27 protein-coding genes are annotated in these 25,958 nt (G+C 60.4%); 16 read left to right on the forward strand and 11 right to left on the reverse strand.

Annotated features, from left to right (window positions below; translation table 11 throughout):
- Positions 1-416 precede the first annotated feature (416 nt).
- The gene (locus tag BLT65_RS09350; protein WP_091777191.1) at positions 417-713 is read right to left on the reverse strand and encodes a DUF1330 domain-containing protein; all 297 of its coding nucleotides are present in this window, start codon (positions 711-713) and stop codon (positions 417-419) included.
- 162 nt (positions 714-875) lie between these two features.
- On the opposite strand from BLT65_RS09350, the gene BLT65_RS09355 reads away from it, so the two are divergent.
- The 3 genes from BLT65_RS09355 (at position 876) to BLT65_RS09365 (ending at position 3,803) form a co-directional block, all read left to right on the forward strand.
- A complete protein-coding gene (locus BLT65_RS09355) occupies positions 876-2,282 on the forward strand; it encodes an NAD-dependent succinate-semialdehyde dehydrogenase (RefSeq protein WP_091777193.1) in 1,407 nt (468 codons plus the stop codon).
- Between the two features lie 64 nt (positions 2,283-2,346).
- Positions 2,347-3,231: a beta-keto acid cleavage family enzyme gene (locus BLT65_RS09360; protein ID WP_091777195.1), complete on the forward strand. Its 885-nt coding sequence runs from the start codon at positions 2,347-2,349 to the stop codon at positions 3,229-3,231.
- Between the two features lie 140 nt (positions 3,232-3,371).
- Complete coding sequence (locus BLT65_RS09365) at positions 3,372-3,803, forward strand: tautomerase family protein (RefSeq protein WP_091777197.1); 432 nt, start codon at positions 3,372-3,374, stop codon at positions 3,801-3,803.
- Positions 3,804-3,919: 116 nt separating this feature from the next.
- Here BLT65_RS09365 and BLT65_RS09370 read toward each other — a convergent pair whose 3' ends face one another.
- The 7 genes from BLT65_RS09370 to BLT65_RS09400 form a co-directional block, all read right to left on the reverse strand.
- Positions 3,920-4,612 (reverse strand): substrate-binding domain-containing protein, encoded by a 693-nt coding sequence (locus tag BLT65_RS09370; protein WP_091777199.1) that lies wholly within the window; start codon positions 4,610-4,612, stop codon positions 3,920-3,922.
- Positions 4,613-4,623: 11 nt separating this feature from the next.
- On the reverse strand, positions 4,624-5,307 hold the full coding sequence (ligK, locus tag BLT65_RS09375) for a 4-carboxy-4-hydroxy-2-oxoadipate aldolase/oxaloacetate decarboxylase (RefSeq protein WP_091777201.1): 684 nt from the start codon (positions 5,305-5,307) through the stop codon (positions 4,624-4,626).
- Between the two features lie 2 nt (positions 5,308-5,309).
- Complete coding sequence (locus BLT65_RS09380; protein WP_091777203.1) at positions 5,310-6,335, reverse strand: amidohydrolase family protein; 1,026 nt, start codon at positions 6,333-6,335, stop codon at positions 5,310-5,312.
- Positions 6,336-6,378: 43 nt separating this feature from the next.
- Positions 6,379-7,680: a gallate dioxygenase gene (locus BLT65_RS09385; RefSeq protein WP_091777205.1), complete on the reverse strand. Its 1,302-nt coding sequence runs from the start codon at positions 7,678-7,680 to the stop codon at positions 6,379-6,381.
- 256 nt (positions 7,681-7,936) lie between these two features.
- On the reverse strand, positions 7,937-8,575 hold the full coding sequence (locus BLT65_RS09390) for an NADPH-dependent FMN reductase (protein WP_091777207.1): 639 nt from the start codon (positions 8,573-8,575) through the stop codon (positions 7,937-7,939).
- A gap of 143 nt (positions 8,576-8,718) precedes the next feature.
- Positions 8,719-9,402, reverse strand: coding sequence for a nitroreductase (locus BLT65_RS09395; protein ID WP_091777208.1), 684 nt, complete (start codon positions 9,400-9,402; stop codon positions 8,719-8,721).
- A gap of 169 nt (positions 9,403-9,571) precedes the next feature.
- Positions 9,572-10,303, reverse strand: a complete 732-nt coding sequence (locus tag BLT65_RS09400) for a GntR family transcriptional regulator (protein WP_007730231.1) — start codon at positions 10,301-10,303, stop codon at positions 9,572-9,574.
- Between the two features lie 385 nt (positions 10,304-10,688).
- Here BLT65_RS09400 and BLT65_RS09405 point away from each other — a divergent pair, with 385 nt between their 5' ends.
- The 7 genes from BLT65_RS09405 (at position 10,689) to BLT65_RS09435 (ending at position 18,529) form a co-directional block, all read left to right on the forward strand.
- The gene (locus BLT65_RS09405) at positions 10,689-12,005 is read left to right on the forward strand and encodes an aromatic ring-hydroxylating dioxygenase subunit alpha (protein WP_091777210.1); all 1,317 of its coding nucleotides are present in this window, start codon (positions 10,689-10,691) and stop codon (positions 12,003-12,005) included.
- Positions 12,006-12,063: 58 nt separating this feature from the next.
- Complete coding sequence (locus BLT65_RS09410; RefSeq protein WP_091777211.1) at positions 12,064-13,500, forward strand: glutamine synthetase family protein; 1,437 nt, start codon at positions 12,064-12,066, stop codon at positions 13,498-13,500.
- Between the two features lie 26 nt (positions 13,501-13,526).
- Complete coding sequence (locus BLT65_RS09415; RefSeq protein ID WP_091777213.1) at positions 13,527-13,850, forward strand: 2Fe-2S iron-sulfur cluster-binding protein; 324 nt, start codon at positions 13,527-13,529, stop codon at positions 13,848-13,850.
- Between the two features lie 4 nt (positions 13,851-13,854).
- Positions 13,855-15,114, forward strand: a complete 1,260-nt coding sequence (locus BLT65_RS09420) for an NAD(P)/FAD-dependent oxidoreductase (protein ID WP_208545752.1) — start codon at positions 13,855-13,857, stop codon at positions 15,112-15,114.
- Positions 15,111-15,896 (forward strand): gamma-glutamyl-gamma-aminobutyrate hydrolase family protein, encoded by a 786-nt coding sequence (locus tag BLT65_RS09425; RefSeq protein WP_091777215.1) that lies wholly within the window; start codon positions 15,111-15,113, stop codon positions 15,894-15,896. Before BLT65_RS09420 ends, BLT65_RS09425 begins: the two co-directional genes overlap by 4 nt.
- Before the next feature lie 4 nt (positions 15,897-15,900).
- On the forward strand, positions 15,901-16,875 hold the full coding sequence (locus BLT65_RS09430; protein WP_091777217.1) for a LysR family transcriptional regulator: 975 nt from the start codon (positions 15,901-15,903) through the stop codon (positions 16,873-16,875).
- Between the two features lie 292 nt (positions 16,876-17,167).
- Positions 17,168-18,529 carry an MFS transporter gene (locus BLT65_RS09435; RefSeq protein WP_091777219.1) on the forward strand — a complete coding sequence of 454 codons (1,362 nt, stop codon included), beginning with the start codon at positions 17,168-17,170 and terminating at the stop codon, positions 18,527-18,529.
- Between the two features lie 67 nt (positions 18,530-18,596).
- Here the strand turns inward: BLT65_RS09435 and BLT65_RS09440 are convergent, their stop codons facing one another.
- Positions 18,597-19,142: a 4-hydroxylaminobenzoate lyase gene (locus tag BLT65_RS09440; RefSeq protein ID WP_091777221.1), complete on the reverse strand. Its 546-nt coding sequence runs from the start codon at positions 19,140-19,142 to the stop codon at positions 18,597-18,599.
- 377 nt (positions 19,143-19,519) lie between these two features.
- Here BLT65_RS09440 and BLT65_RS09445 point away from each other — a divergent pair, with 377 nt between their 5' ends.
- The 5 genes from BLT65_RS09445 (at position 19,520) to BLT65_RS09465 (ending at position 22,842) form a co-directional block, all read left to right on the forward strand.
- Positions 19,520-20,011 (forward strand): methyltransferase family protein, encoded by a 492-nt coding sequence (locus BLT65_RS09445; RefSeq protein ID WP_244186469.1) that lies wholly within the window; start codon positions 19,520-19,522, stop codon positions 20,009-20,011.
- Between the two features lie 346 nt (positions 20,012-20,357).
- On the forward strand, positions 20,358-21,488 hold the full coding sequence (locus BLT65_RS09450) for a porin (RefSeq protein WP_091777225.1): 1,131 nt from the start codon (positions 20,358-20,360) through the stop codon (positions 21,486-21,488).
- Positions 21,489-21,706: 218 nt separating this feature from the next.
- Complete coding sequence (gene rpsU / locus BLT65_RS09455; RefSeq protein ID WP_081920737.1) at positions 21,707-21,919, forward strand: 30S ribosomal protein S21; 213 nt, start codon at positions 21,707-21,709, stop codon at positions 21,917-21,919.
- 303 nt (positions 21,920-22,222) lie between these two features.
- Positions 22,223-22,426 carry a cold-shock protein gene (locus BLT65_RS09460; protein ID WP_007580847.1) on the forward strand — a complete coding sequence of 68 codons (204 nt, stop codon included), beginning with the start codon at positions 22,223-22,225 and terminating at the stop codon, positions 22,424-22,426.
- A gap of 191 nt (positions 22,427-22,617) precedes the next feature.
- Positions 22,618-22,842 carry a hypothetical protein gene (locus BLT65_RS09465; RefSeq protein ID WP_042304564.1) on the forward strand — a complete coding sequence of 75 codons (225 nt, stop codon included), beginning with the start codon at positions 22,618-22,620 and terminating at the stop codon, positions 22,840-22,842.
- 208 nt (positions 22,843-23,050) lie between these two features.
- On the opposite strand, the gene BLT65_RS09470 is transcribed toward BLT65_RS09465, so the two are convergent.
- Together BLT65_RS09470 and BLT65_RS09475 are read right to left on the reverse strand one after the other, a co-directional pair.
- Positions 23,051-23,887: an enoyl-CoA hydratase/isomerase family protein gene (locus BLT65_RS09470; RefSeq protein WP_091777227.1), complete on the reverse strand. Its 837-nt coding sequence runs from the start codon at positions 23,885-23,887 to the stop codon at positions 23,051-23,053.
- Positions 23,888-23,944: 57 nt separating this feature from the next.
- Positions 23,945-24,622 (reverse strand): type 1 glutamine amidotransferase domain-containing protein, encoded by a 678-nt coding sequence (locus BLT65_RS09475; RefSeq protein WP_091777229.1) that lies wholly within the window; start codon positions 24,620-24,622, stop codon positions 23,945-23,947.
- A gap of 420 nt (positions 24,623-25,042) precedes the next feature.
- Between BLT65_RS09475 and BLT65_RS09480 the strand changes: the two genes are divergently transcribed.
- On the forward strand, positions 25,043-25,885 hold the full coding sequence (locus tag BLT65_RS09480) for an oxidoreductase (RefSeq protein WP_091777231.1): 843 nt from the start codon (positions 25,043-25,045) through the stop codon (positions 25,883-25,885).
- Positions 25,886-25,958 lie beyond the last annotated feature (73 nt).

The following is a 25,958-nucleotide window of genomic DNA, read 5'->3' on the forward strand; positions in this document are numbered from 1 at the left end:
ACCCATCGCGGGCCGAACGCGAGCAGGAGGAAATACGCGCCATATGCCATCGTGGTGCCGGAAGAAGAACATCGCCATGCGCTCGCCTGTCTTCAACACCTCGACACGTACATAGCATTGCTGCCTGACTCTGCTATTCCGAAACTCGACGACTCTGACCCGCTGCGTCTCACCGGGTGCAAGCCAATGCTCGACCAGGGCGCGTAACGACGTTTGTCCATCAGCCAAAACTTTCTCCGGAAATCCTCGATTGGAACAGTGCGGCAGGGAGATCCGCCTATTGGGATTGAACTTCGTGCCGACGTCGCATGAGTCGACAGTCATATCGTCACGCTGGTCGAATGCTGGCTGCTCCATGGTGAACAGCGCCCGCGCTGACATACCGTGCGGGCGGCCTCGATACCCTTCAATGAGCGTCAGTAGTCGACGCCTGCGACAACGCGCGCGTCCCTTTCGGCTCCGTCCCCCAGCACGGCCAACGCTTTCTGATAAGCCTCACTCTGAAACGTGGTAAGAGCCTGTTCGAAGCTCGGGAATTCGACCACGACCGTCCGTTCCTTCAGACCCGCTTGAAACGCAACGACCTCTCCGCCTCGCACCAGGAACTTTCCGCCCGCCGCTTTGACCACCTCTGTCGCCAGGACGCCGTATGCCGCGAGCTTGCTTGCGTCATGAACCGCTCGATACGCCGCCACCCAATATCCCTTTGTCATTTCGCTTCCTCCGTTGAAAGAACACCCGACTATAGTAACACCGTTAACATAAGGTTCCATGAGGGTTATTCCTGGCGTCAAAAGCGTGTGCAAAAATGGTGTTAACGGTGTTAGCATGAAGTCACGCGATGACTCGACGCTATCCTTTTCACGGAGAACCTCATGCCGTACACGACCATCAACCCTGCCACTGGCGAACTGCTCGCCACCTACGAGGACATATCCGACGCGTTGCTAGAAGCGAAGCTTGCTGCGGCGCATCGCGCTTTTGAAACCGACTGGCGCCGCCGTCCGGTCAGCGACCGGGCACGCATCGTGTCGCGCGCGGCGGCGCTGCTGCGGGAAAAGGCTGTCGAATACGCTGGCTATCTGACGCTGGAAATGGGCAAGCGCAGCGGGGAAGCGCTAAGGGAAGTGGAATCGGCGGCCAGCATCCTCGACTACTACGCGAAGCACGCACAAGCCTATCTGCAGCCCCGTCCGCTCGCAGAAGCGCCCGGCGCGGCGGTGCATATCGAGCCGGTCGGCGTGCTGCTCGGCATCGAGCCGTGGAATCTGCCGTACTACCAGATTGCGCGAGTGGCCGGGCCGCAACTGATGGTGGGCAACGTCCTGCTGCTCAAGCACGCGGAAAACGTGCCGCAATCGGCGTTGGCCTTCGCGCGGCTGTTCGAGGAAGCGGGTGTGCCCGATGGCGTATATACGAATCTGTTCATCTCGATCGAACAGGCCGGGCGCGTCATCGACGATCCGCGCGTCCAGGGTGTGACGCTGACGGGCAGCGAGCGTGCCGGTGCCGCAGTTGCCGAGCGTGCCGGCCGCAATCTGAAGAAAGTCGTGCTCGAACTGGGCGGCAGCGATCCGTTCATCGTGCTGGAGGATGCGCCGCTCGACTGGGCAATCCAAAGTGCCGTCGCGGGCCGCATGTTCAATTCAGGCCAACTGTGCGTCAGTTCGAAGCGCATCATCGTGGTTGGCAAGGCACGCGGCGACGCATTCCTCGATGGCTTCGCGACGCGTATGGCAGCGCTCGAGACCGGCGATCCCACCGATCCGGCAACCGCCGTCGCCCCCGTCTCGTCCGAGCGCGCACTCAACCTGCTGCTCGAGCAGATCGAGCGCGCGACTTCGCACGGTGCGCGCATCGTGTGTGGCGGCAAGCGCGTCGAGCGCCCTGGCTTCTACTTGCAACCGACAGTTCTTACCGACATCACGCCGCAAAATCCCGTCTTCGCCGAAGAACTGTTCGGCCCGGTCGCCGCTTTCCACGTCGTCGAGGACGAAGCCGCCGCGATTGCGCTCGCCAATGGCACGCCGTTCGGTCTCGGCGCATCGGTGTTCACTGCGGATACCGAACGCGGCGAGCGGGTCGCGGCGCAGATCGACAGCGGCATGGTGTTCGTCAATCAGCCTTTCGGCACGTCGGCGGAACTGCCGTTCGGTGGCGTCAAGCGTTCAGGTTTTGGTCGGGAGCTTTCCCAACTGGGCTTCGACGAGTTCGTCAACAAGAAGCTGATCAAGGTTGCGCCCGTCGGGGTGGCACCGTTCGGCCCCGCGCGGGCCGCCTGACGCGGCGCCCATGGCGAAGCGCGCGATTGTGGCGCTTCATTCATATTCCCTTTGAACGAACACTATGACAAGCAAGACGATTATCAGTTGCGCACTCACTGGAAGCGACGATACCCCGCGGCTGAACCCTGCAGTGCCCATTACGCCCAGACAGATCGCCGATGAGGCCATTGCTGCATGTGAAGCCGGTGCGAGCATCGCTCACATTCACGTTCGCGACCCCAGGACTGGCGTTCCAAGCACGGAGCTGTCGCACTACAGAGAAGTGGTTTCGCGTATCCGCGATAGCGGGTGCCCGATTCTGATCAACCTGACGACGGGCCCGGGCGCGCGTTTCGTTCCCAGCGACGAAGACCCGAACCGAGGCAGTGAACTGAGTACGATGATGACGCCTGAGGCACGCGTGCAGCATGTGCTCGAATTGCGCCCGGAAATCTGCACGCTCGACGTAGCCACGATGAACTTCGGCACTCGCGCATTCGTGAACGTGCCCGACCATCTGATCAAGATGGCAACCTTGGTCGAGGAAGCAGGCGTGAAGCCGGAGATCGAGGTATTCGATCTCGGGCACGTGCGTCTCGCGCGCCATCTGATCGAAACGCAGGGCGTTCTCCAGGCTCCGCTGTTCCAGTTGTGCCTTGGCGTGCCATGGGGCGCGTCCGCCGACACTGAGAGCCTGCTTCAGATGAAGCGGTATCTGCCCGAGGGCGCGCATTGGTCGGCGTTCGGCATCTCGCGCGCCCAATTTCCTATCGTGGCGCAGAGCGTGATTCTTGGCGGCCATGTCCGCGTAGGCCTCGAAGACAATCTGTATCTTGCCAAAGGGGAACTGGCGCCAGGCAACGCGGCGCTGGTTAAGCGTGCGGTGAATATCATCAAAAGCATCGGAGGAGACGTGGCAACGCCTGACGAGGCTCGCAGCATGCTCGGCCTTGCGCGTCGCCAATAGAGCGCACTGGTTTTCACCGGTAGCCTATCCTTGGACTACCGATACCGCCGCCTCACTCATGTCAAATTCATCCAAGCTCGCAAGAGACCCAGATGTTCTGACATAAGAAACGCGGCATCTATTGATGCATGGAGACAAAAATGCCTTTGTGGAATATCTATCATCCCGTCGGCGCCTACACGGCAGATGACAAGCTGGAGTTGGCCAACCGTATCGCAGACATTTACATCATTCCTCGCTTCTACGTAGGCGTCCTGTTTCATGAACAGCCAAAGGACTCCTTCTACATGGGAGGCGTGTCACGAGACGACTTTGTGAGAATCAGACTGGACCAGTTCGCCAGACACATCGCCAAGGACGTCGTGTGGACGGAGTCGTGGCTGCGCAAGGCGAATGCAGCGATAGCGCCATTCGTCCAGGAGCGGGGCTACCACTACGAGTTGCACGTCGGCGAAACGCCGCGAGAACTGTGGTTGATCGATGGTATTCGACCGCCTCGGCCTGATACGGACGCAGAGAAGAAATGGAAGCTTGAGAACTGCGTTTCGCCGTATGATCCGAGCGAAGGGTGAATGGGTTAAGTTCGTTTAATGCGATTCGGACGCGAAACTTGACAGACTGCGGTGAAGGCACGGCCGTCACCGCAGACTCTGGCAATCTCCTGGCTTTTCGCTGATTGACACAAAAGTCAGACAGGCGCCATTCCGTGCGCGATTTTCACTTGATCGCCGTCCGTGGAAGCGAGATGGTTCAGGAAGGCTTTGGCGGCTTCCTGTTGCTCCGACGTTGCGCAGATAGCCGCTGAAAAGACCGTAACAGCCTGGATTGCTGCCGGAAGCATGCCGACTATATCGATGCCGGGTTCGTGGACAAGTTCGCTCAGCTGCTGGAAGCCGAGTTCGACCTTTCCCTCAGCGACGAGACTGCCGACGGGTACACCGGGCCGCGCCTCGACGATCCGATCCACGACGACGTCAGCAATGCCCCATTGCCGAAGCAGATTGATGATATGCGTCCCGCTCGGTCCCGTTGAATACCCGATGGTCCGGGCGCGCAGCACGGCATCGCGTAAAGCGGATTCTGAACTGACGTCCCGACGCGGCTCTCCGTGTTTGATGGCGACGGCCACCTCGGAGCGCGCAATACCGACGCGGCTTCCAGAGATGATGTGACCATCACGCTCCAGCCGATCGAGCGCATCGGATGCAAGCACGACAACATCGAAACGCTCGCCTTCCTGAATGCGCCGGGCCGCTTCAACGCCGCCTACCGACACAATCGAAACGCGCTGCCCGGACACCGCCTCATACGCTTGCGCGAGCTGCGTCAAAACATGACGCGTCGCCATCGACGATATGACGGTCAATGAATCAGTCGACATACCCGTCTCAATCAGTCGATATAACGCAGGCCGGCCTGCTTCAGCGGTTCTCGCATGTTGTACATGTCGAGTCCCAGAACACCGGAAGCGAGCTTCGCGCGTTTTTCTGCTTCCAGTGCTTCCCGCGCGCTCGCCTTGTCGAGCACCGCGGCGGCGGCAGAAGCAGGAACGGCGACCACGCCGTCGAAGTCGGCAACGATCACATCGCCAGGTGAAACGAGTGCGCCAGCGCAAACCACGGGGATATTGACCGAGCCCACTGTTGCCTTGATCGTGCCCTTCGAAGAAATCGCCTTGCTCCAGACGGGGAAGCCCATCTCCTCGAGAACTCTTACGTCGCGCACGCCGGCATCGATGATGAGACCCGTGGCGCCGCGCGCCTTGAAGCTGGTCGCCAGCAGATCGCCAAAGTAGCCATCGGTGCAATCCGCCGTGATGGCTGCAACGACGATGTCACCGGGTTGAATCTGTTCGGCGGCGACGTGCATCATCCAGTTGTCGCCGGGATGCAGCAGGACCGTGACCGCTGTACCGCACGCCTGGGCGTGAGGGTAGATAGGGCGCATGTACGGCTTGAGCAGGCCGGTACGACCCATTGCCTCGTGAACGGTGGCAGAACCCAAGGCGCCAAGCTTGCTGGCAACTTCCTTGTCCGCGCGTTTGATGTTGCGGTAGACAACGCCCATTTCATACATAGTTAAACTCCCTTTGCCTTGAGGGCTGCGTCCAGACGCGGATAGACACGTCGCGCGTTGCCCTCGTAGATCTTGTAACGGTCCTCTGCGTCGATGGCCGCTGCCTCAACATAACGCTTCGTGTCGTCGTAATTGAAGCCCGTTTCAGGGTCGATGCCCCGCACGGCGCCAATCATTTCGCTCGCGAAGAGAATGTTCTCGACGGGGATCACGCGCGTCAGCAGGTCGATGCCCGGCTGGTGATAGACGCAGGTATCGAAGAACACGTTGTTCAGCAGATGGTCTTTGAGCAGCGGCTTCTTCAACTCCTGCGCAAGCCCGCGGAAGCGTCCCCAGTGATACGGCGCAGCACCGCCGCCGTGCGGGATGACAAAGCGCAGCGTCGGGAAATCCTGGAACAGATCCGAAGTGAGGCATTGCATGAACGCGGTCGTATCCGCGTTCAGATAATGCGCACCGGTAGTGTGAAAACACGCGTTGCAACTCGTGCTGACGTGAATCATCGCCGGGATATCGTATTCGACCATCTTCTCGTAGATGGGATACCAGTACCGGTCCGACAGCGGCGGGCTGGTCCAGTGACCACCCGACGGGTCCGGGTTCAGGTTGATCGCGACATTGCCATACTGTTCGACGCACTTCACCAGTTCGGGGATACAGGTCTTGACATCGACGCCGGGACTTTGCGGCAGCATCGCGGCCGGAATGAAGTTGTCCGGGAACAGCTCGCTCACGCGAAAGCACAGTTCATTGCAGATGGCCGCCCACGTGCTCGAGACCTCGAAGTCCCCGATGTGATGCGCCATGAAGCTCGCACGCGGACTGAAAATGGTCAGATCGAGGCCACGCTCACGCATCAGCCGAAGCTGGTTGCTCTCGATAGACTCGCGCAACTCGTCGTCGCTAATGCGCAGTTCGGACGCGTGCGGCATCTCAGCCGGATTCTTGATGCCCGCGATCTGGCGGTTGCGCCAGGCTTCCAGCGTTTTCGGTGCGGTGGTGTAGTGGCCGTGAATGTCGATGATCATCGTTGCTGTCTCTGTCAGTGCAATGGCTAGGCGTCCGTGCGGTCTACTGCTTGGGCGACCCGGACTTGTCCCATGAAAGGCTTTGACTACCCTTGCCGGCTACCGAATAAAGCGCACCGGGCGCGTTGCGGGTCTTCTGGAATGCTTCGAGTGTTTCGCCACGCATCGCGGCGTAGATGTGCAGATTCGACACGCCTGTCACGGCGCCGAGCTTCTCCAGCATGAAGAAGATGACGCCATAGTGGAGCAGTCCGCGCCAGTCGCGCCGGCGGATCAGGTCGCGCTCCTGCTCGGTCAGGCCTGCCACCTCAAAGCTCGCTTCTTCGTCACGCTTGAACGCTTCGCGATGCTCCGGTTCGACCATGCGATGCAGGTAGTCGTTGATCCGATACGCGCGCACGGCCATCTCGATCGAGAACGGATACGTGCCGTCGAGCTTCTCGACATTGGTGAGTTCAACCGCCATCTTCTGACGATGCCGCTCGACGATGGCCGGATTAGGCTCGCTGTCTTCGCCTTCATAAATCGCCGTCGCGATGCCCGCCATCGACGGCAGATAGTAGCTGCGGTGCTTGCAGACCACGTTCGACGACAGCGCGCCGCGCATCGTGAGCCACATGACGACTTCCGCGCCTTCATAGCCGCCGAGTTCCGCATATTCAGCGATCGTCATGTTCGCGAGCTGCTCGGGGTCGCGCTCGAACAGGTCCAGGAAGCGCTGATCCCATTCGGTGTTATTGAAGCCGGCGCGTTCGCCATGCACCTGGTGGGAGAGGCCGCCCGTCGCGAGAATCGCGACTTTCAGGTCTTCCGGATAGCTTTCGATCGCACGGCGCAGCGCCTGACCGAGCTTGTAGAAGCGCCGCGCGCTGGGCACGGGCAGTTGCAGAACGCCCATCTGCAGAGGCACGAGTTTGACGGGCCATTCCGGCTTGTGCGGGCACAGCATCGACAGGGGCGAGAAGCAGCCGTGATCGAGCGCCTTGTTCTGAAAGAAGGACATGTCGAACTCGTCCGTCATCAGCGACTTGCCGATGTGCGCAGCGAATTGCGGATGGCCCTTGATGGCGGGCAAATCGCGTGCGCCGCCGCCTTCGTCGGCGACCTGCCACTGCTCGCCGACGCCTAGCGAGAACGCCGAATAGTGATCGAAGAAGAACGACGTGACGTGGTCGTTATAGATCGTGACCAGCACGTCGGGGCGCTTCTCCGCGAGCCAGTCTGCCAGCGGCGCGAAATTCTCGAAGATTGGCGCCCAGACCGGGTCGTCCCGCTTGTTCTTGTCGAACGCGAAGCCGATCGTCGGAGTATGTGATGCGGCAAGCCCGCCGATGATTTTTGCCATAGCCGTAAGTCCCGTGACACGCGTCGCTTCGCAAGACGGTCTGTCCATGAAGCAAATCCCGCATTGAATAAACGCATGAGATAACAGCGGTCTCGGGTGTGTCAACCACGGTTCTACGGCCAGTTATGGTGTCTTCAGGCGGGGCGACAGGCGCGAAGCACGGTCGGCAAAGCGGTCTGCAGGCCGCCGAAAATTTATTACCGATAAATATTTTAGATACCCAACCTGGTTAAAAGCAACGAGTAGGGGGTGCCAGTTACGCATCAGATTCGATCGGCCGACTTGGCGTATGGGTTGCGCACCCCCTTTCTGCTTGTTGTCGGGAGAGTTGCCGTGTCGTTTCAACCAGGCGGGCGCCAACCAGTCGGACCTCGGCGTCCGCCTTTTCGTCGGAGAGACGACCCGCTTCGGTGAACGCCAGATGCGCGGCGCCAAGTGAAAATCCTTGTGGAATGACGATGGCGCCCAGCTTTTCAAGCACGCCTCGCATGCCGAGCATCGAACGAACGCCGCCCATCGGTCCTGGCGATGCGGATACCACGGCAGCCACTTTCGTTGCGATCAGCCGAATCCCGGGTTCTCCGCTCGCAAGAGGGCGACTGATCCAGTCGATCGTGTTCTTGAGCGACGCCGTGTAACCGCCGTTGTGCTCCGGCGATGCAATCAGAAGCGCGGTGTGTTCCGCAAACAGTCGCTGCAGATTTCTCACGGTGTCAGGCACGCCGTGTTCGTGTTCGAAGTCGCCTTCATACAGTGGCAACCGATAGTCCGCCGACGAGATAAATGTAATCTCGCCGCCGGCCTCATGCGCGCCGCGCGCCGCTACGTCCAGAAGTTTGCGATTCAACGAATCGCGGCGGCCGCTTCCGCATAGGGCAAGAACTTTGATGGTCATGATTCTGAGGAGAAGATGTTGAGAACAGAGAGGGAAAGGTTTCGGTTGTGTGACGCGGCCAATGGTCCGACGGGCTCAATGGGTCAATGCGATCACGCGCACGCATCGCGTTTGTGGGCGTGCTTGCAAGACGTACGTCAGTTCTATTCGTCGAGCCCGGCGAACCTTGCGAACCCGTCGACCGACTCACGCGGGATCTGGAGTTGGTTCACGATGGAATCCTCATCCGCATAGCCGAGAGACATCCCGCAGACCACCTCGTGGCCAGGTTCAAGCGCAAGTTGCCTGGCGATGACCGACTGGTAACGCGCGAACGAGACCTGCGGGCACGTATGGAGTCCGCGAGAGCGAGCCGCAATCATGACTGTTTGAAGGAACAGCCCATAGTCGAGCCAACTGTGCTTCTTCAGGCGGGCATCGATCGTGAAAATCATGCCGATGGGGGCATCGAAAAAATCGAAGTTTCTGCCTGTTGCCCGGGAACGTCCACCAACGTCCGATTTGTCGATGCCCAGTGCGCCGTAGTAGCGCGCACCGAAATCCTCCTGCCGTGCGCGGAATGAGTCAGGTAAAGGGTCCGGCATGTGTTGCAGCGGCGGATGCGTTTCATCCGCATGAGCACGCGCTAGCGCGTCGCTGAATTGCTGTTTGATCTGGCCGCCCAGAACGTGAACGCGCCATGGTTGCGTGTTCGAATTGCTGGGCGCGGTGCGTGCGACATCGAGAATGGCAATGACGTCCTCTTTCGAAACTGCGTCTGGACGAAAGACCCGAACAGCTTTCCGCGATCGGATAATGGAGTCGACAATATAGGCATCCGAATTCATTTGCGACCGGTCTCCACGGCTTTGAAAATGTTGAGCCGATGATGACACAGGCGAGGCGCGGACTGCGGTGAAAAAGCTGCAAGTTCAACTTGCAGCAGATGGGATTTGCCAGCCGGCGTCTAAAGTGGGTTGCGACGCCATACAGTCGGTACGTGTACAGACTCGGCGCTTATAAAACCGCCTCCGCGACAAGCTGCAACGCAGGCGCGAGTTTCAGATAGACCTCCGGACGTTCGAGCGCATAAGTCAGATTGCGTTGCGCGATCTGCACGTGCTCCGTCGCCAGCGACTGTGCGCGAGTGCCTTCGCCACGTTCCATCGCCTGCACGAGGCTGTGATGCTGCTGATGTGCCATGAAAAGCCATTGACGGCCTTCGTCGATGGCGGATTGCATCGGCAGCATCGCGCTTGCGGCGGCGAACGGCAGACGGTTGTTCATTTCGATCGCGCGGATCAGCGCCGCGTTGCCCGAGCCTTCGACGATCAGCTTGTGAAACCGGCTATTCATATCCGTGTATGCAGCGTAGTCGTCGAGGTCGAGTTCGGACTTCGCGAGCAGCCGGTCGCCACCGCGCAGACATTCGTTCAGCGCGTTCGACAACTGGCGCGGCACGCCATGTTCGGCCACGAGACGCGCAGCCATGCCTTCGAGATGCCCGCGTACCGCGATGGCATCCGCGATTTCCGCGGCGGTGATGCGCCGCATCACATAGCCGCCCGCCGGGGACGGTTCGACAAGGCCTTCCTGTTCGAGCGTGGTGAGCGCGAGCCGAACGGGCGTGCGCGATGCCTGCAACCGCTCGGCGAGCGCGACTTCGCCGAGGCGCTCGCCTGGGGCGAATTCGCCTTTGAGGATCAGGTCGCGCAGATACACCAATACACGTTCTTGCTGGGATTCCATTTCATTCTCCGGTGCTCTTTGCCGGGTTAGGCGCGGCGGACTTCGTGCGTCTGATTGTAGGGCATGCGAGGTGGCGTGGGGTCGAAAAATGTGAGGCTTGTCGACATGTTGTTCTGAGATGTATGCAACTTTGACTGATCCGTGATTTTCGAGCCTCGAATGCGCTTGCCAGGGAAAATCCTGGTAAGTTAAAAAATATCTATATATATCAACGGTGTGCGCGCATAAAGATTGTGCTTTTGATGGTGAATATGAGATTCTGGCCGACAGATAGTGTATGCAATGATTGAGTTTATGAATTCTTAACTCTATTCTTCGTGCTCATCGGAGGCGTCATTGCATACAGCAACCCGCCTCATGCATTCAGGTCAACCGGAGACAGGCCATGATGAGTTCCCAGCAAAACGACACGATCACGCGCGTCGGCAAAGGCACGCCCGCCGGCCAGCTACTGCGCAACTACTGGCAGCCCGTGGCGCTCGTGGAGGAGTTGCCCGCGCAGCGCCCCGTCCGCGCGGTGCGGCTGATGGGTCAGGATTTCGTCGTATTCAAGGACGAGCAGGGCCGCTACGGCATGCTCGATCGCGACTGCCCGCATCGCGGCGCTGATCTGGCGGCGGGCCGTCTCGAGGCGGGCGGCCTGCGCTGCGCGTTTCACGGCTGGCTCTTCGACGTCAACGGAAGCTGCCTGTCGACGCCCGGCGAACCCATCGGCAGCACGCTTTGCAAGAAGGTCCGCCAAAGCGCGTATCCCGTGGTCGAGCGCAGCGGCATCCTGTTCGCCTACATCGGCGGCGGCGAGCCGCCAGCCTTCCCGAACTTCGACTGCTTTGCCGCGCCGGGTGAATACACGTTCGCCTTCAAGGGGCTGTTCGAATGCAACTGGCTGCAGGCGCTCGAAGTCGGCATCGATCCCGCCCACGCATCGTTCCTGCATCGCTTCTTCGAAGACGAGGACGTGAGCGACAGCTACGGCAAGCAGTTTCGCGGCGCGTCAGCGGATTCGGATATGCCGATCACGAAGGTGCTGCGCGAATACGAGTCGCCCGAGATTCTCGTCAGTCCGGCTGACTATGGGCTTCGGCTGATCGCGAAGCGTCCGCTCGACGACACGCAGACGCACGTGCGCGTGACCAACGTCGTGTTTCCGCAGGCGTTCGTGATTCCGATGAGCGCGGAGATGACGATCACGCAATGGCACGTGCCCGTCGACGACGAGAACTGTTACTGGTACGCGATCTTCACGAGCTTCGGCGCGCCGACCGACAAGGCGCAGATGCGCGCGCAACGGTTCGAACTGTATGAGCTGCCCGACTACATATCGCGCAAGAACAAACGCAATCACTACGGCTTCGATATCGACGAGCAACAGACGCAAACCTACACGGGCATGGGCTTCGACATCAACGTCCACGACCAGTGGGCCGTCGAATCGCAGGGCGCGATCCAGGACCGCACGCGCGAGCATCTGGGCACGACCGACAAGGGGATCATCGCGTACCGGCGTCTGCTCGTCGATGCGATCGAGAAGACGCGCGCCGGCGAGAAGACGCTGATGATGATCGACGAACAGCAGGCGGCGCATCTGACGGGACCGGCATCGATCGACGGCATTGGGCCCGCCGATGGCTGGGACGACTACTGGAAGGCATCCGACGTCCAACGCCGCGCTGCCGCGCCGTGGCCCGCGCCGAAGGCTTGAGGACGTATCCCGCAATCACAATGGAGCGCGCGGCCGTTCAACTGCCGCGTGAAGCACGATGTCTTTTGTTGAAAACCATGGTTTGTGGACGGACGCTCAACATGCTGCGTACGCCGAGTTGCTCGAACGGCTCAAAAAGAGCGACGTTCAAGTGGTCCGTTTTTCGTTTCCCGATCAGCACGGACTGCTGCGCGGCAAGACGCTCGTCGTCGACGAGGCGATCAGCGCATTCAAGTCCGGCGTCACGCTGACAAGCACGCTGCTCGCCAAAGATACTTCGCACCGCACGGTGTTCCCCGTGTTCACGGCAGGCGGCGGCTTCGACATGCCTGAAATGCAGGGCGCCTGCGATACGTTAATGGTCGCCGATCCCGAGACCTTCCGCATTCTGCCGTGGGCGCCGCATACGGGATGGGTGCTGTGCGACGTCTATTTTCCGAACGGCAGGCCCGTGCCGTTCGGCACGCGTCATCTGTTTCGCCGTGCGCTGGAGCAACTCGGCAATCATGGGTTCGAATTCGTGTCCGGTCTCGAAGTCGAGTTTCATGTCTTCAAGGTCACCGATCCGAACATGAAGCCCGAACATTCGGGACAGCCGGGCATTCCGCCCGATGTCGAGCTCCTTTCGCACGGTTATCAGTATCTGACGGAACTGCGCTACGACGCCGTCGATAACGTGATGGAAATGCTCAGGCGCGGCATCGACGGGCTCGCGTTGCCCGTGCGCTCGCTCGAAGTCGAATACGGCCCGAGCCAGTTCGAGTTCACGTTCGCGCCGACCCGAGGCATCAAGAGTGCCGACGACATGATTCTGTTTCGCAGCGCGGTCAAGCAGATCTGTCAGCGCAACGGCTATCACGCGACCTTCATGTGCCGCCCGCGTATTCCGAATGTCGTGTCGAGTGGATGGCATCTGCATCAGTCGCTCGTGCATAGCGCGGACGGCAGCAACGCGTTCATGCCGACGAATACGGACGCGCCGCTCTCGACCGTCGGTCAGCGTTATCTCGCAGGCTTGCTCGCGCACGCGCAGGGCGCAGCCGCACTGTCGACGCCGACCATCAACGGATATCGCCGCTATCGGCCGTACTCGAATGCGCCCGATCGCGCGAACTGGGGATGCGACAACCGCGGCGTGATGCTGCGCGTGCTGGGAGGACAAAACGATCCCGCGACGCGCATCGAAAACCGCGTCGGCGAACCGGCCGCGAATCCGTATCTGTACTTTGGCTCGCAGGTGCTCTCGGGGCTGGACGGACTCAGACGCAAACTCGAACTGCCCGCCTCTGCGGATACGCCCTACGAAACGCAGGCCGATGCATTGCCTCGCACATTGAGCGATGCGATCGCCGCGCTGCATGCCGATGAATCGCTGCGCGAAGGATTCGGCAGCGCCTTCATCGACTACTTCTGCAAGCTGAAGGAAGCGGAGATCAACCGCTTCAATCTGGAAGTCACCGAGTGGGAACACCGCGAGTATTTCGAAACGTTCTGATGGCGTTCCCATCGAGGAGAAAAGTCATGCCTATCGTCACCTACATTTTGCGCGACGGCGATCGCCGCGAGATCGACGTACCCGCTGGCACCAGCGTGATGGAGGCCGCGATTCACGGCAACGTGCGCGGCATCGATGCCGAATGCGGCGGCTGCCTGTCGTGCGCGACGTGCCATGTTTATATCGATGCATCGTCGACAGCGGACCTGCCGTTGCCCGACGACTCCGAACTGGAACTGCTCGACGGCGTTGCCGCCGAGCGGCGGCCCGAAAGCCGACTGAGCTGCCAGCTCGTCATGATGGCTGCGATGGAGGGGCTCGTTGTCCGCATTCCGCCCACGCAAGGGTGACATCATGAATAGCACGCTTGTGGTTGTCGGCGCGTCGTATGCTGGTGTCCAGCTTGCGGCGTCCGCGCGCGAACTCGGCTTCGGCGGCCGTATCGTCTTGCTCGGCGACGAGCCCGATGCGCCGTATCAACGACCGCCGCTGTCGAAGGGTTTTTTGACGGGCAGCTTTGCGGAGCAGCGTTTACCGCTGCGTTCGCAGGCGTTTTTCGACGAAGAGAAGATCGAATGGATGCCGTCGACGCGCGCCACGCACATCGACCGCGAGCGTCGCGAGATCGAACTGCACGACGGCTCGCGCATCGCGTATCACCACCTTGCGCTGACGACGGGTGCGCGCGTGCGCAAGCTCGACTGTCCCGGTGCCACTCTCGATGCCGTTCACTATCTACGCGATCTGCGCGACGCAAGGCGTCTTGCGCAGACAACGCGCACGGCGCGACGAGCGGTTGTGATCGGCGGCGGCTATATCGGTCTCGAAGCGGCGGCGTCGCTGCGTCAGCAGGGACTCGAAGTGACGGTGGTGGAGACGGAGCCGCGTCTGCTGGCACGCGTCGCGTCGCCGTGGCTGTCCGGCTTCATGCTGGGTGCTCACACGGAGCATGGCGTTGCGTTTGAATTCGGACGCAAGGTGGTCGCGCTGCACGACGCGGATGGGAGCGTATCGGTTGAACTCGATGATGGCGTACGGCTCATTTGCGAGCTCGTCGTGGTCGGTATCGGCGTGGTTCCGAATACCGAACTCGCCGCCGACTGCGGACTGAACGTGGCGGGCGGCGTCGTGGTGGACGCCTGCGCGCGCACCAGCGACCCGTCGATCGTCGCCGCCGGCGATTGCGCTTCGTTCGTCCCTCACTGGGCGCCGCCGGGTGCGCGCGCATGCCGCATCGAATCCGTGCAGAACGCAAACGATATGGCAAAGACGGCAGCGGCAACAGTTGTCGGGCGGTCGGAGCCGTATCGCGCGCTGCCCTGGTTCTGGTCCGATCAATACGACCTGAAGCTGCAGATGGCCGGCGTGAACGCGGGCTTTACCGACTACGCGATGCGCGGTTCCGTCGAAGACAAGCGTTTCTCGCTGTTCTACTTTCGCGACGACAAGCTGATCGCTGTCGATAGCATCAACCGGCCGCAGGATCACATGTTCGCGCGCAAGCTGCTCTCGAACGGCGCGCGAGTTACACCGGAGGCAGTGCGCGATCCCGCATTCGATCTGAAAGCGCTCGCGAGCGGCGATGTGCATGCGCCATGGGGAGTCGCGCAATGAGCGCAGAACAACACGGCCGTCCGCTCGTCGGAGTGGTATGCGACCGATTCTTCGTCGGTGAACACGATCAACATGGTGCGAAGCACAGTTATGTTCGCGCCCTGATGTCGGGTGCGAACGTTAGTCCCGTGCTGATTCCAGCATCGCGAGAGATCGAATCGGTGGATGCTTATCTGGATAGCGTGAGCGGGTTGCTGTTTCCAGGTGGCGCATCGAACGTGGAGGCGCGCAGGTATGGCGGCGAAACAAGTCGCGACGTGCTCGTCGATCCCGATCGCGATCACGTCGCGCTGGAACTGATGCGCGGCGCGGCGGCGCGCGGCATGCCCATTCTCGCGATCTGCCGTGGCTTCCAGGAAATGAACGTCGCCTTTGGCGGCACGCTTCACACGGATATCTACGCTTCGGGTCATTCGGAAGACCATCTCGAAGATCTCACAGAAGATCTTCCCACCCGCTATCGATACCGCCACGAAGTCGAACTCACGCCTGCTGGCATGCTTTCGACGCTCGCTAATGCGCAACGCGTGCGCGTGAATTCGCTGCATCGGCAGGGCGTTGCCGCGCTCGCGGCGGGCCTTGTCGTCGAAGCTCGCGCGCCCGACGGCCTGATCGAAGCGTATCGGCTGAACGGACATGACTTCGCGCTCGGCGTGCAGTGGCACCCGGAAGTCATGACGCAACGCGACGCATTGTCACGTTCGATTTTCGAAGCATTCGGCGCGAGTTGCCGCCGGTATCGTCATGCGGCACAGCCCGCAACCTATCATCATGAGGGTTAGGACCATGTCAGCGGATCGCATCGACCTGAACCTGCTGCGCGTATTCGACGCGATATTCGAAGACCGCAATCTTGCTCTCGCGGGCAAGCGCCTGAATCTGAGTCAATCCGCGATCAGCCACGCTCTCGGACGCATGCGGCAGGTGCTCGGCGATGACCTGTTCGTGCGCACGGGCAAGGGCATGGAGCCAACGGTGCGCGCCATCGGCATGGCTGCGCAGGTGCGCGGCGCGCTGGCGCAGATCAGGGCGGCGCTGGGCGTGGATGCATTCGATCCGCGCGTCGCGCAACGCAAGTTCGTCGTCGCGGCGAACGACTACATCACGTCGCTGGTGCTTGGGCGTTTGAGCCAACGGCTGCGCGCGGAAGCGCCGCTCGTGGACCTGGTGATCCGTCCATCGACGCGGCTCGATCTCGCAGGCCAGATCGACGTCGGCCGGATCGATGTGGCGATCGGCATATTCGCGGATGTGCCGACGCGCTTGCGGTCGGCGCAGTTGTGGGAGCAGACGGATGTGGTGCTGCTTCATCGAGACCACCCGATCGCCGAGCGCGCCGTTACGCGTGACGATCTGCTCGCCTATCCGCTCGTCGCGATTTCGCAAGGCGGCGAGGAAGAGGGCGCAGTGAGCGGCTTCATCGTCGAACGCGGGCTCGCGCGGCAATCAGAGATGTTCAACCGCGACGCGCTCAACCGCGCATTCGCCGATGGTGCCGACGTGCCACGCATGCGCATGTCGGTCGCGCATTCGCTTGCCATTCCTGCGCTGCTTCGTCATAGCGACATGCTCGCGCTCGTGCCGTCATCGCTTGGCCGTGAACTGGAGCGCTACGGCGAACTGAAAATGCACGCGACGCCATACGAGTGTCACAACGCCGCCGTGCGCGCAGTCTGGCACGAACGCAACGACACGGACCCCGCGCTGCAATGGCTGCGGCACCAGCTTGCCGATGTCGCACGGCAGGTTCGCAGCTGTTGATCCGGACTGTGCAAGATCGGTATGCAAACAATTCACTGCACGCGCGCCATGGCGCGCAATCTCGTCAACGTCGTCGAAACGGCCTGAAAACATAGGTCTTCTCGATTCAAACCGAACGCATCGCGCGATGCTTGCCACGCCGCGCGAGGGGCATGTGCGCGCCACGTGCGTGCTTCGCCGGGTTGTTGACCATATCTGGCGCTCTTAATCTTGGCCCCCGATAGATCGGCGAGGCACGCAGCAAGCGCTGACGTGTCGACGCCGGCAATTCAATCCCATCAGTGAGGATGCAATGGAAGAGACCCGGACTGTCGATATACAAGCGCTCATCAACGAGCACCCTTTCTCCCGCTTTCAATGGCTCGTATTTGCGATGTGCTTCGTCATCGTGCTGATGGATGGCTTCGATACGGCGGCGATCGGTTTTATCGCGCCTTCGCTGCTGTCGGAGTGGCATATCGGCAGGGCGGCGCTTGCGCCTGTGCTGAGTGCCGCGCTCTTTGGGCTCGCTTGCGGCGCCTTGCTTGCTGGACCTCTGTCTGACAGGTGCGGGCGACGCCTCGTGCTGACCTTGTCCGTGCTGCTGTTTGGCGTGGCGTGTTTCGCATCGGCTTACGCGCAGGATCTGGCCGCGTTGACGACGCTGCGTTTCGTCACGGGCGTCGGACTCGGTGCCGCGATGCCGAATGCCGTCACGCTGATGAGCGAGTACTGCCCCGACGGCCGACGCGCCACGATCGTCAATCTGATGTTCTGCGGATTCCCTTTGGGCGCCGCCCTGGGTGGATTTCTCGCTGCGTGGATGATTCCACAGTTCGGCTGGCGCAGCGTCCTGCTGCTCGGCGGCGCAGTGCCGTTGCTGCTCGCCATCGTGCTCGCGTTCAGGTTGCCGGAGTCGATCCGATACATGGTGGCGCGACAGCAGCCGGTCGAGAAGATTCGCAACGTGATGGTTCGCATCAGCGCGGACGCGCGTTCTGCGCATGCTTTCGTCATGCGGGAATCCGTCAGGCATGCACCGGGGAGTGGCGGCATTCGTATCGTGTTGTCGCGTTCATTCATTCTCGGCTCCGTGATGCTGTGGCTGTGCTACTTCATGGGCCTCGTCATCTTCTATGGACTGGTCAACTGGATGCCCGTCCTTCTCAAGGATGCGGGACTGAGTCCGCAACGCGCCGCGCTCGTGTCCGCGCTGTTTCCGCTGGGCGGCGTGGGCACGGTGCTGTGCGGCATGCTGATGGACCGCTTCAATCCTAATCGCGTTGTCGCTGCCGCTTATGCATTCGGTGCGATCAGCGTGTATGCCATTGGCCAGGCAGTCGGCGATATCGGCCTGCTGATGTGCGCAGTGTTTATCGCTGGTGTGCTGGTGAACACAGCGCAGGCGTCGATGCCCGCTCTCGCGGCTGCGTTCTATCCAACGGCGGGACGCGGCACGGGTGTCGCGTGGATGTTGGGCGTAGGGCGCTTTGGCGGCATCGCGGGATCGTTTCTCGTCGCGGAATTGTCGCGGCAGCAGGTCAGTCTGCCGGGCATTTTCACGGTCGTTGCGGTATCGGGCGCGGTCGCGTGCGTGGCCCTGCTGATCAAGCAGGCGACGTGTTCGAGCGCAGGTGTGCAGGATGTCGCGGAGGGCGAATCGCTCGCACACTAGCGGCGAACGATTGAAACGCGATGCGATTGCTGCGAGCCTCTGTTGAGGCTCGCAGTACTTGTGCAGTTCAGTGTGCGGGCGGCGTGATGTCGTATGCAATGCGTCCCGAGGGCAGGAAGAACAGCGCGATCACCGCCCCGCCTTTTGCCTCGGGAAAGTGATGGCTGCCTGGCGCGGGCGCGGTCCAGCCGCCGTAGCACCATCCGCTCGGGCCGGCGAGCGCGGCGCCTTCGTTGAGCGGCGCGACGAGATTGAACTCGCCATAAGGGTGCGAGTGGTAGTCGCCGCGAAACGCGCCTTCAGGGTTGTTCTGCGCATTGTCGGTGCTGTCCATCAGCACCGCCGTAATGCTGAAATAGAACGTTTCCGCAGAAGGCTCGACGAGCCGCGCGCGCCGGTACTTCGGGCCGGAAATCTCGACGTCGGCCGCCCAGCCTTCTTTTACGCCGAGCGTAATGAGGCGGGCGAGATCCTTGTACAGATCGCTATCGACGCCGTATTTCGTGTTGAGCCATTGCTCGACCTCGACGCCTGAGGTCATGTCTCTCACTTCTTCGAGAAATGGCAGGCAACGTGCTACGAGCTGGTCTTTGGTGCTGGGGGTTTGAGACATTGCGTTTCCTCCGTGGATTGAGTGCCTTGCACGTCTTCTCCGCCGCGGCGATGCGCGCCTTCCGATGTGCGTGGTGGCGGTTTCAAGATGCCATAGCCATACCGCTCGAAGAAGCGAAACTATTGCAAGTCCACAATGCACGTTATTCATAGTGCGGTCGTTCATCTTGAACGGTGTGAGATAGATCGCGCGCCCGCCCGGTGTTCCATTGCGCGTTGTGAGAACATGCCGATCCACAATGGTCACTGCATTTCCACGCTATGCACTTCACCGGTTCCGATTTCTGGCGATTCCTTCCTCTCGTTCACGCAGGTGTGTTTGGCGCAACGGCTGTTGTCGGGCGCATGTTGATTGCGCGAACGAACCGACACGACGCCGTGTCGTTCTCGCGCGGCGATTCGGCGCACGACTTTGTCGCGCGATGTTTCTATTTCTGGCTGCCCGTCGTCGACGGTTTGCTTCTGGTGTTTTACGGCATCACTGGCGAACGCGGACAACTCGTCGCGCAATGGTTCGATCAGGAATGGACGCGGTGGATTGGCGTCACGTGCATGGTTGTAGCGCTGATATGGGTGATTTGTGCTCAGGCCACGATGGGAACCGCGTGGCGAATGGGCGTCGATACTCGCACGCGAACTGAACTAATTACGACAGGCCCGTTCGCGCTGTCGCGCAATCCCATTTACCTCGGCATCCGCGCAACGATACTGAGCCAATTGCTAGTGGTGGGAACGTGGCCTGTGCTGGTGATCTGGGCGATGTCCGAGTTGCTCGTCCAGATTCAGGTCGGGTTCGAAGAAGAGCACATGTTCCGGTTGCACGCGCAACGGTACGCCGACTACTCTTCGCGAGTCAGACGCTGGATTTGACATGCGATAGCTTCGCCGAATCGCGCCCGCCGATTCGGCGCGTTCAAGATTGGATTGAATACATTTCACGTTCGAATTTTTCATCGCGCTACGTGGGCGCATCATCTCCGTATCAGTAGATTTGTCCGCGTATCGCGCTGTCGATAGAAGAATTGCCAACTGCTCGAATTGAATTCGAGTAGCAAAATCCTGCCGCTTTTTCCTCGTCGCTTCGATCAGCATCGAGGCGTTGAGGTTTTCCCCGTTGTTGCTTTTATTGTCCAACTCTAAGCTCGCCTGGCATGCACTCATCCGGAGGCGGTTAAGTTCGTCATCCGAAATAATGATTGGCGGTCAAGGAGACTTCATGAAATACGGCAGGGTTGCGGCATTGGCAGCGGGGCTTTTCAGTGCGTCCGCATTTGCGCAAAGCAGCGTCACGCTTTATGGCGTGCTGGACACGGGCATCGAGTATGTTTCCCATGCAAATGCCGCAGGTGATCATGTCATCCGTATGCCGGGCATCACGGGCGAACTGCCTTCACGCTGGGGGATACGCGGCGGCGAAGATCTTGGCGGCGGACTCAAGGCCGTATTCATTCTCGAAAGCGGATTCAACCTGCGCGGAGGCGATTCGGGGCAGGGCGGACGGCTGTTCGGACGACAGGCGCTCGTTGGACTCGAAGGGCCGTGGGGTTCTCTCACGTTTGGCCGTCAATACACGATGTCGTATTGGGCGATGTCGGATGCCGATATTCTTGGGCCGGACATTTACGGCATCGGCGCGCTGGATGCGTTCTTGCCGAACGCAAGAAGCGACAACACGGCCGTCTATAAAGGCAAGTTCTATGGATTCACATTCGGCGCGTCCTGGTCGTTTGGACGCGACGGCGCGGGGACGGGCAATTCTCCAGGGCAGGGGACCTGCGCAGGACAGGTGCCCGGCGATGTGAATCAATGCCGCGAATGGAGTGCAATGCTGAAGTACGACGGCACCTACTTCGGCGTGGCCACAGCGTACGACGAACAACGCGGCGGCACGAATGCAGCGGCAAACTTCTTCGATGGCGTTGCGCCGTTTGCGATTCACGGCAGCGGCGACAAGGATGCGCGTCTGCAGGCGAACGGCTATGTGAATGTTGCGGGCGTGAAGCTGGGCGGCGGATGGATCGGCCGCCGCGTCGAATCGAGCGGACCGGGCGGCGACGTGCGCTCGAATCTGTTCTACCTCGGCGCGCAATACTATGTGACGCCCGTGTTCGCCGTCGATGGAGAAGCCTACCGCGTGGTCGTCCAGCAGCACGACGCACGCGCAACGTTGGCGAGCCTGCGCGCCACTTACTTCCTGTCGAAGCGAACGGCGGTTTACGGCAATGTCGCGTACCTGTGGAATAGCGCGCACGCGCGCTATTCCGTCAGCGCGGGCGGCGGTGGCACGACGCCCGCAGCGGGCGTCGGCCAGCTCGGCGCGATTGTCGGTGTCCGGCATTCGTTCTGACGAGGCTGGCTGCAACGACAAACTTTGTCGCAAGAATTCACTGCGCCGGGTCCGTGCGGCGGGGCTCCTGTTGCCTCGCTCTCAGCGAAGACTGTGCAAATTACCAGACGGTCTCGAGATTTCGCGTGTACAGTGAAGTGTCTTTTGCCGTCTGCATCGGACGACGTGCTCGCTATGCGCGGCTTTTTATCAATCGAATCAAGACTTCAAGGAACGATCTGACTACCGTCATCCCCAAACCCAATGAGCCCGTCGAAGTTGCGCTTCGACGTTTCCGCCGTGCAATCCAGAATAACGGACTGATCGCGGAGTTGCGTGCGCGCACGGCGTATGAAAAGCCCACCACGGAGCGTAAGCGCAAGAAAGCGGCCGCCGTGGCCCGGTTGCGCAAACAGATTCGCCGCGCACTGCCGCCAAGGAAGATGTATTGACCCCGCGTCGTCAATCTTCGTGTGGCTTCTGAGGCGCTTGTCCGGCGAGTGGCGGCTCAGCGGAGCGGCTCGTTTCGATGACGTTGACTGGCACCGGGTCGAGAAATACCCGGGCCAGCTCACTGAAACCTTGCAATTGTGGCGCACAGGTGTTAATGTGCCCCGAAGTTCAAGAAGTTCGATTGCTGTTCATCAATAGTTCCGTTGCCCCTCGGCGGTATTCGTTGTCCTCTCCCTCCTTGATCCTTTGGCTCCAAACTCTGGAGCGACAATCTCTTCAATTTTTCTGTTTCAAGGATTCGTATGGATACCGGTACTGTCAAATGGTTTAACGACGCAAAGGGCTTCGGCTTCATCTCCCCGGATAACGGCGGTGACGACCTGTTCGCGCACTTCTCCGAAATTCGCGGCGATGGCTTCAAGAGCCTCGCTGAAGGCCAGAAGGTCAGCTTCGAAACGAAGCGCGGCCCGAAGGGCGTGCAAGCTGCAAACATCACGCCGGTTTAAGGCGTAGCAGTGCGGGGCCCGATCGCGGCCCCGATTCGTTTTCTCCCCGAAGTCCACGCTCCACGTCTCCCGCACTGGCGCTTGCCAGTCGCATCTTAAACGGCGCGAAGCCGCCTCTGTCATGCTGGTTGCCGTCTCAGCGGCACATGCTTTCCAGGCGTGACTAATACAATTCAAAACATCAAAGACAAATGCAAAATTCAACAACCCAGCAATACGGGGGTTATACCGTACGTCCGTCAGCACATTGCCTGCCCGATGGTCTGTTTTCCGCAAATCTGCTGCTCGAGCGCGATGGCGCGCGACGCGCACCGAATCAATACGAATTCTTTTCGCTCGACTATTTCGTCGACGAGGCCGACGCGGTCGATTACGCGCGAAGCTGGGCATGCCACTGGATCGACACTCGCGGTTGATGTGAACCGGTAGCAAGCCGAACGGACTTTGTAAGAGTCCTGATTCATCGTCCTCCGAAAAAAACACGCGCTCGAAACGAGTATCCAACGCGTGTGCGGGCAGTTCGATACATATCGGACGACGGTTCCAGCTCATGGTCATTTGACAATCTGAATACTGCGAGCATCGCCTAAAGACGATCGCTTGCGAACCACGTCGCGCGCCGGTTCAATTCGCGAGACGGCCAAGGTAATACCCCAGTCGCTCTTCAACATCGCCCGGCTTGTGAAATCCACGGGCGAGCAGCGCCTTGATGCCCTGTTGCGCCGCGGGCCTCCCGAGAGACGCGATACACGCATCCCATCCCGCCCCGAGTTCGACGTCCGGGGGCAAACTGGTATTGACGAGGCGCTTGGTGGTTGCGATCGCCCACTTGTCGAACGCGGAGATTCGGGTCGCGAGCGCGTCCACATACGCGTCGAGCTCGGCATCGGGTAGCGCCCGGTTCACGTAGCCATAGGCCTCGGCCTTGTCGCCATCGACGTCTTCCGAACCCAGAAGCACCTCCAGCGCGCGATTACGGCCGATCAGCTGGGGCAGCCGGGCCATTGGACCACCGCCTGCGACCATTCCTACGCCGACCTCCCACTGCGAGATGATCGTCTTTTCCCGACTGGCGAAACTCATGTCACAGGCGAGCGTAATTTCGCTGCCATTACCCGTCGCCCGTCCGCGGATGAGGGCGATGGAGACGACAGGCGCACGTGGCAGCCGCACGAGAAAGTCTGGCCACTGCGGCAAGCCTGTGCGACCGGGTGGCAGGGCGGTCAGCTCGTCGAGCCTGGCCGTGAAATCCGAGTGATTCAGGAAGTAGCCGTCGACGGCACTGTCGAACACCACGACTTTCACGTGCTCGTCGGTTTCGAGAGCGTCAATGACTTCGTTGAACTGCTGGACCATTGGCGGGCCCATGACGTTGATGGGCGGGTTGTCGATCGTGACGCGCCAATAGGCGGGGGACCGCTGTGTAACTCTGATCTGAACGGGGTTCGTGGTCGCATTCATGGGTGACTCCTGTCGCCGGCATATGCAACGGGCGTGATGGCTCGCGCCGGATGGAAACTAGGCCTGCAAAACCTTGAGCAACTCTCTGGCAGTCGGGCCAGACGAAGCCGGATTCTGGCCCGTGATCAGGCGCCCATCGACAATGGTGTGTACGGCCCAGTTGGCCACTTTTTCGAAGTGTCCGCCTAGACGCTTTAGCTCATCCTCGACCAGGAACGGCATGACCTTGGTCAAGCCGACAGCTTCCTCTTCATCATTGGTGAAGCACGTGACGCGCTTGCCCTTGACGAGCGGTTGTCCTTCATAGGTAGCCTGTCGAAACACGCATGGTCCGTGACAGACAGCGGCGACCGGTTTGCCGGCGTTGTAGAAATCTTCGATCAACGCGATCGAGTTCCTGTCATTGGTCAGATCCCACATCGGACCATGACCACCCGCATAGAAGATCGTGTCGTAGTCGGCCGCCTTGACGTCGGCGAGCTTGACGCTATTGGCAAGCACCTTTTGCGTAGCGGGATCTTTCTTGAAGCGTTGCATCGTATCGGTCTGATTGTCCGGATCGTCGCTTCGAGGATCGATGGGGGGATGGCCGCCTTTGGGAGAGGCCACGGTGACCTGTGCGCCGGCGTCCGTGAAGGCGTAGTAGGGCGCAGTGAACTCTTCCAGCCAGGAGCCGGTCGGCTTGCCAGTATCTCCAAGCACGTTGTGCGAAGTCAGTACTAACAGAATTTTCATTTCAATCTCCGTTCGTTAAGGCCGATGTCTAATCGAGACATCGCCAGGGGATGGCATGAGGCGGAAGTCGTCGCTATTGCTGACACGTTCAAGGAACGCTTGTATTCAAGTCCGACTGCTGGGTGCGCGCCATCGAACGATAGTTTTGCCGGATCATCCGATGGTATGAAGGGGGCTCCGCCGCTTACCGCAAAGCGGGTCAGACGAAGCCATTTCCGGCGTGAGCCTTTCGAAGAACTGTTGTGGCGTGTCCCCTCGGCGTTGAAAACTGCAGGCGTCTTTTTGCGAGTTGTTCCCCACACGAAAAACTGAATTGAACGCCACTCGATGCAACGGCCAGCCTGGCGCAAGTACAGTGGCGTCACCGGGTAAGCGGTACCCGGTCCTATCGATAATCACCAATTTGGCAAGGTCGTTACCATGAGCGAATCTCGGCAACGGGTGTTCCTGATTACGGGTGCGAGTTCTGGGTTCGGACGCGCTTTCGCGCAAAGTGCGCTGTCGGCTGGGCACATCGTCATCGGCACAGTCAGGAGCGAAGCGGCGAAAGCAACGTTCGAGCAACTGCAGTCGGACCGTGCTCATGGTGTGGTCCTCGACGTAACCGATTTCGCCAAAATCGACGCGGCCGTTGCAGGCGTGGCTGAACGAACCGGCCCGGTCGATGTACTCGTCAATAACGCGGGGTATGGTCACGAGGGGACGCTCGAAGAGTCTTCGCTCGATGAACTGATGCATCAGTTCAACGTGAACGTATTTGGCGCCGTTGCAATGATCAAGGCTGTCTTGCCATCCATGCGCGTGCGCCGAACCGGTCACATCATCAACATGACATCGATGGCGGGCCTCACGACGTTTCCCGGCATCTCGTACTACAGCGGCAGCAAGTTTGCCCTCGAAGGGATTTCCGAGTCGCTGGCGCAGGAAGTTCGCGGCTTCGGTATCAGCGTGACGGCCGTCGCGCCGGGTTCGTTTCGCACCGATTGGGCGGGCCGCTCGATGGTGCGCTCTGAACGCAGCATCGCAGATTACGACGCCGTGTTCGATCCCGTTCGCCAGGCCCGCCAGGCGAAGGACGGCAGACAGGCGGGCGACCCGGACAAGGCTGCGCGCCTGCTGCTGGATCTCGTCGAACATCCCGATCCACCCGTCCATCTTTTGCTAGGTAGCGATGCGTTGAGTGTTGTGCGACGAAAGCTATCCACGATGCAAACGGCGATCGACGCGTGGGAAGACGTAAGCCGATCAACTGACTTTTCGTAGGCTGTGCGTTGTCGGTTGCGCCCGCAAGCAGCAAGGCGACCGTCAAGCTTCATCGCCATCGCTAACGGCTTTC

This window comes from Paraburkholderia steynii (assembly GCF_900100565.1).
Classification (GTDB): domain Bacteria; phylum Pseudomonadota; class Gammaproteobacteria; order Burkholderiales; family Burkholderiaceae; genus Paraburkholderia; species Paraburkholderia terrae.

Coding starts and splice junctions, on each gene's coding strand:
- BLT65_RS09440 (WP_091777221.1), bottom strand. CDS start 19,142: ATGTCTCAAACCCCCAGCACCAAAGACCAGCTCGTAGCACGTTGCCTG.
- BLT65_RS09425 (WP_091777215.1), top strand. CDS start 15,111: ATGAGCGCAGAACAACACGGCCGTCCGCTCGTCGGAGTGGTATGCGAC.
- BLT65_RS09475 (WP_091777229.1), bottom strand. CDS start 24,622: ATGAAAATTCTGTTAGTACTGACTTCGCACAACGTGCTTGGAGATACT.
- ligK (WP_091777201.1), bottom strand. CDS start 5,307: ATGTATGAAATGGGCGTTGTCTACCGCAACATCAAACGCGCGGACAAG.
- BLT65_RS09435 (WP_091777219.1), top strand. CDS start 17,168: ATGGAAGAGACCCGGACTGTCGATATACAAGCGCTCATCAACGAGCAC.
- BLT65_RS09470 (WP_091777227.1), bottom strand. CDS start 23,887: ATGAATGCGACCACGAACCCCGTTCAGATCAGAGTTACACAGCGGTCC.
- BLT65_RS09400 (WP_007730231.1), bottom strand. CDS start 10,303: ATGGAATCCCAGCAAGAACGTGTATTGGTGTATCTGCGCGACCTGATC.
- BLT65_RS09395 (WP_091777208.1), bottom strand. CDS start 9,402: ATGAATTCGGATGCCTATATTGTCGACTCCATTATCCGATCGCGGAAA.
- BLT65_RS09390 (WP_091777207.1), bottom strand. CDS start 8,575: ATGACCATCAAAGTTCTTGCCCTATGCGGAAGCGGCCGCCGCGATTCG.
- BLT65_RS09415 (WP_091777213.1), top strand. CDS start 13,527: ATGCCTATCGTCACCTACATTTTGCGCGACGGCGATCGCCGCGAGATC.
- BLT65_RS09350 (WP_091777191.1), bottom strand. CDS start 713: ATGACAAAGGGATATTGGGTGGCGGCGTATCGAGCGGTTCATGACGCA.
- BLT65_RS09370 (WP_091777199.1), bottom strand. CDS start 4,612: ATGTCGACTGATTCATTGACCGTCATATCGTCGATGGCGACGCGTCAT.
- BLT65_RS09355 (WP_091777193.1), top strand. CDS start 876: ATGCCGTACACGACCATCAACCCTGCCACTGGCGAACTGCTCGCCACC.
- BLT65_RS09405 (WP_091777210.1), top strand. CDS start 10,689: ATGATGAGTTCCCAGCAAAACGACACGATCACGCGCGTCGGCAAAGGC.
- BLT65_RS09450 (WP_091777225.1), top strand. CDS start 20,358: ATGAAATACGGCAGGGTTGCGGCATTGGCAGCGGGGCTTTTCAGTGCG.
- BLT65_RS09420 (WP_208545752.1), top strand. CDS start 13,855: ATGAATAGCACGCTTGTGGTTGTCGGCGCGTCGTATGCTGGTGTCCAG.
- BLT65_RS09385 (WP_091777205.1), bottom strand. CDS start 7,680: ATGGCAAAAATCATCGGCGGGCTTGCCGCATCACATACTCCGACGATC.
- BLT65_RS09365 (WP_091777197.1), top strand. CDS start 3,372: ATGCCTTTGTGGAATATCTATCATCCCGTCGGCGCCTACACGGCAGAT.
- BLT65_RS09360 (WP_091777195.1), top strand. CDS start 2,347: ATGACAAGCAAGACGATTATCAGTTGCGCACTCACTGGAAGCGACGAT.
- BLT65_RS09430 (WP_091777217.1), top strand. CDS start 15,901: ATGTCAGCGGATCGCATCGACCTGAACCTGCTGCGCGTATTCGACGCG.
- BLT65_RS09480 (WP_091777231.1), top strand. CDS start 25,043: ATGAGCGAATCTCGGCAACGGGTGTTCCTGATTACGGGTGCGAGTTCT.
- BLT65_RS09410 (WP_091777211.1), top strand. CDS start 12,064: ATGTCTTTTGTTGAAAACCATGGTTTGTGGACGGACGCTCAACATGCT.
- BLT65_RS09460 (WP_007580847.1), top strand. CDS start 22,223: ATGGATACCGGTACTGTCAAATGGTTTAACGACGCAAAGGGCTTCGGC.
- BLT65_RS09380 (WP_091777203.1), bottom strand. CDS start 6,335: ATGATCATCGACATTCACGGCCACTACACCACCGCACCGAAAACGCTG.
- BLT65_RS09465 (WP_042304564.1), top strand. CDS start 22,618: ATGCAAAATTCAACAACCCAGCAATACGGGGGTTATACCGTACGTCCG.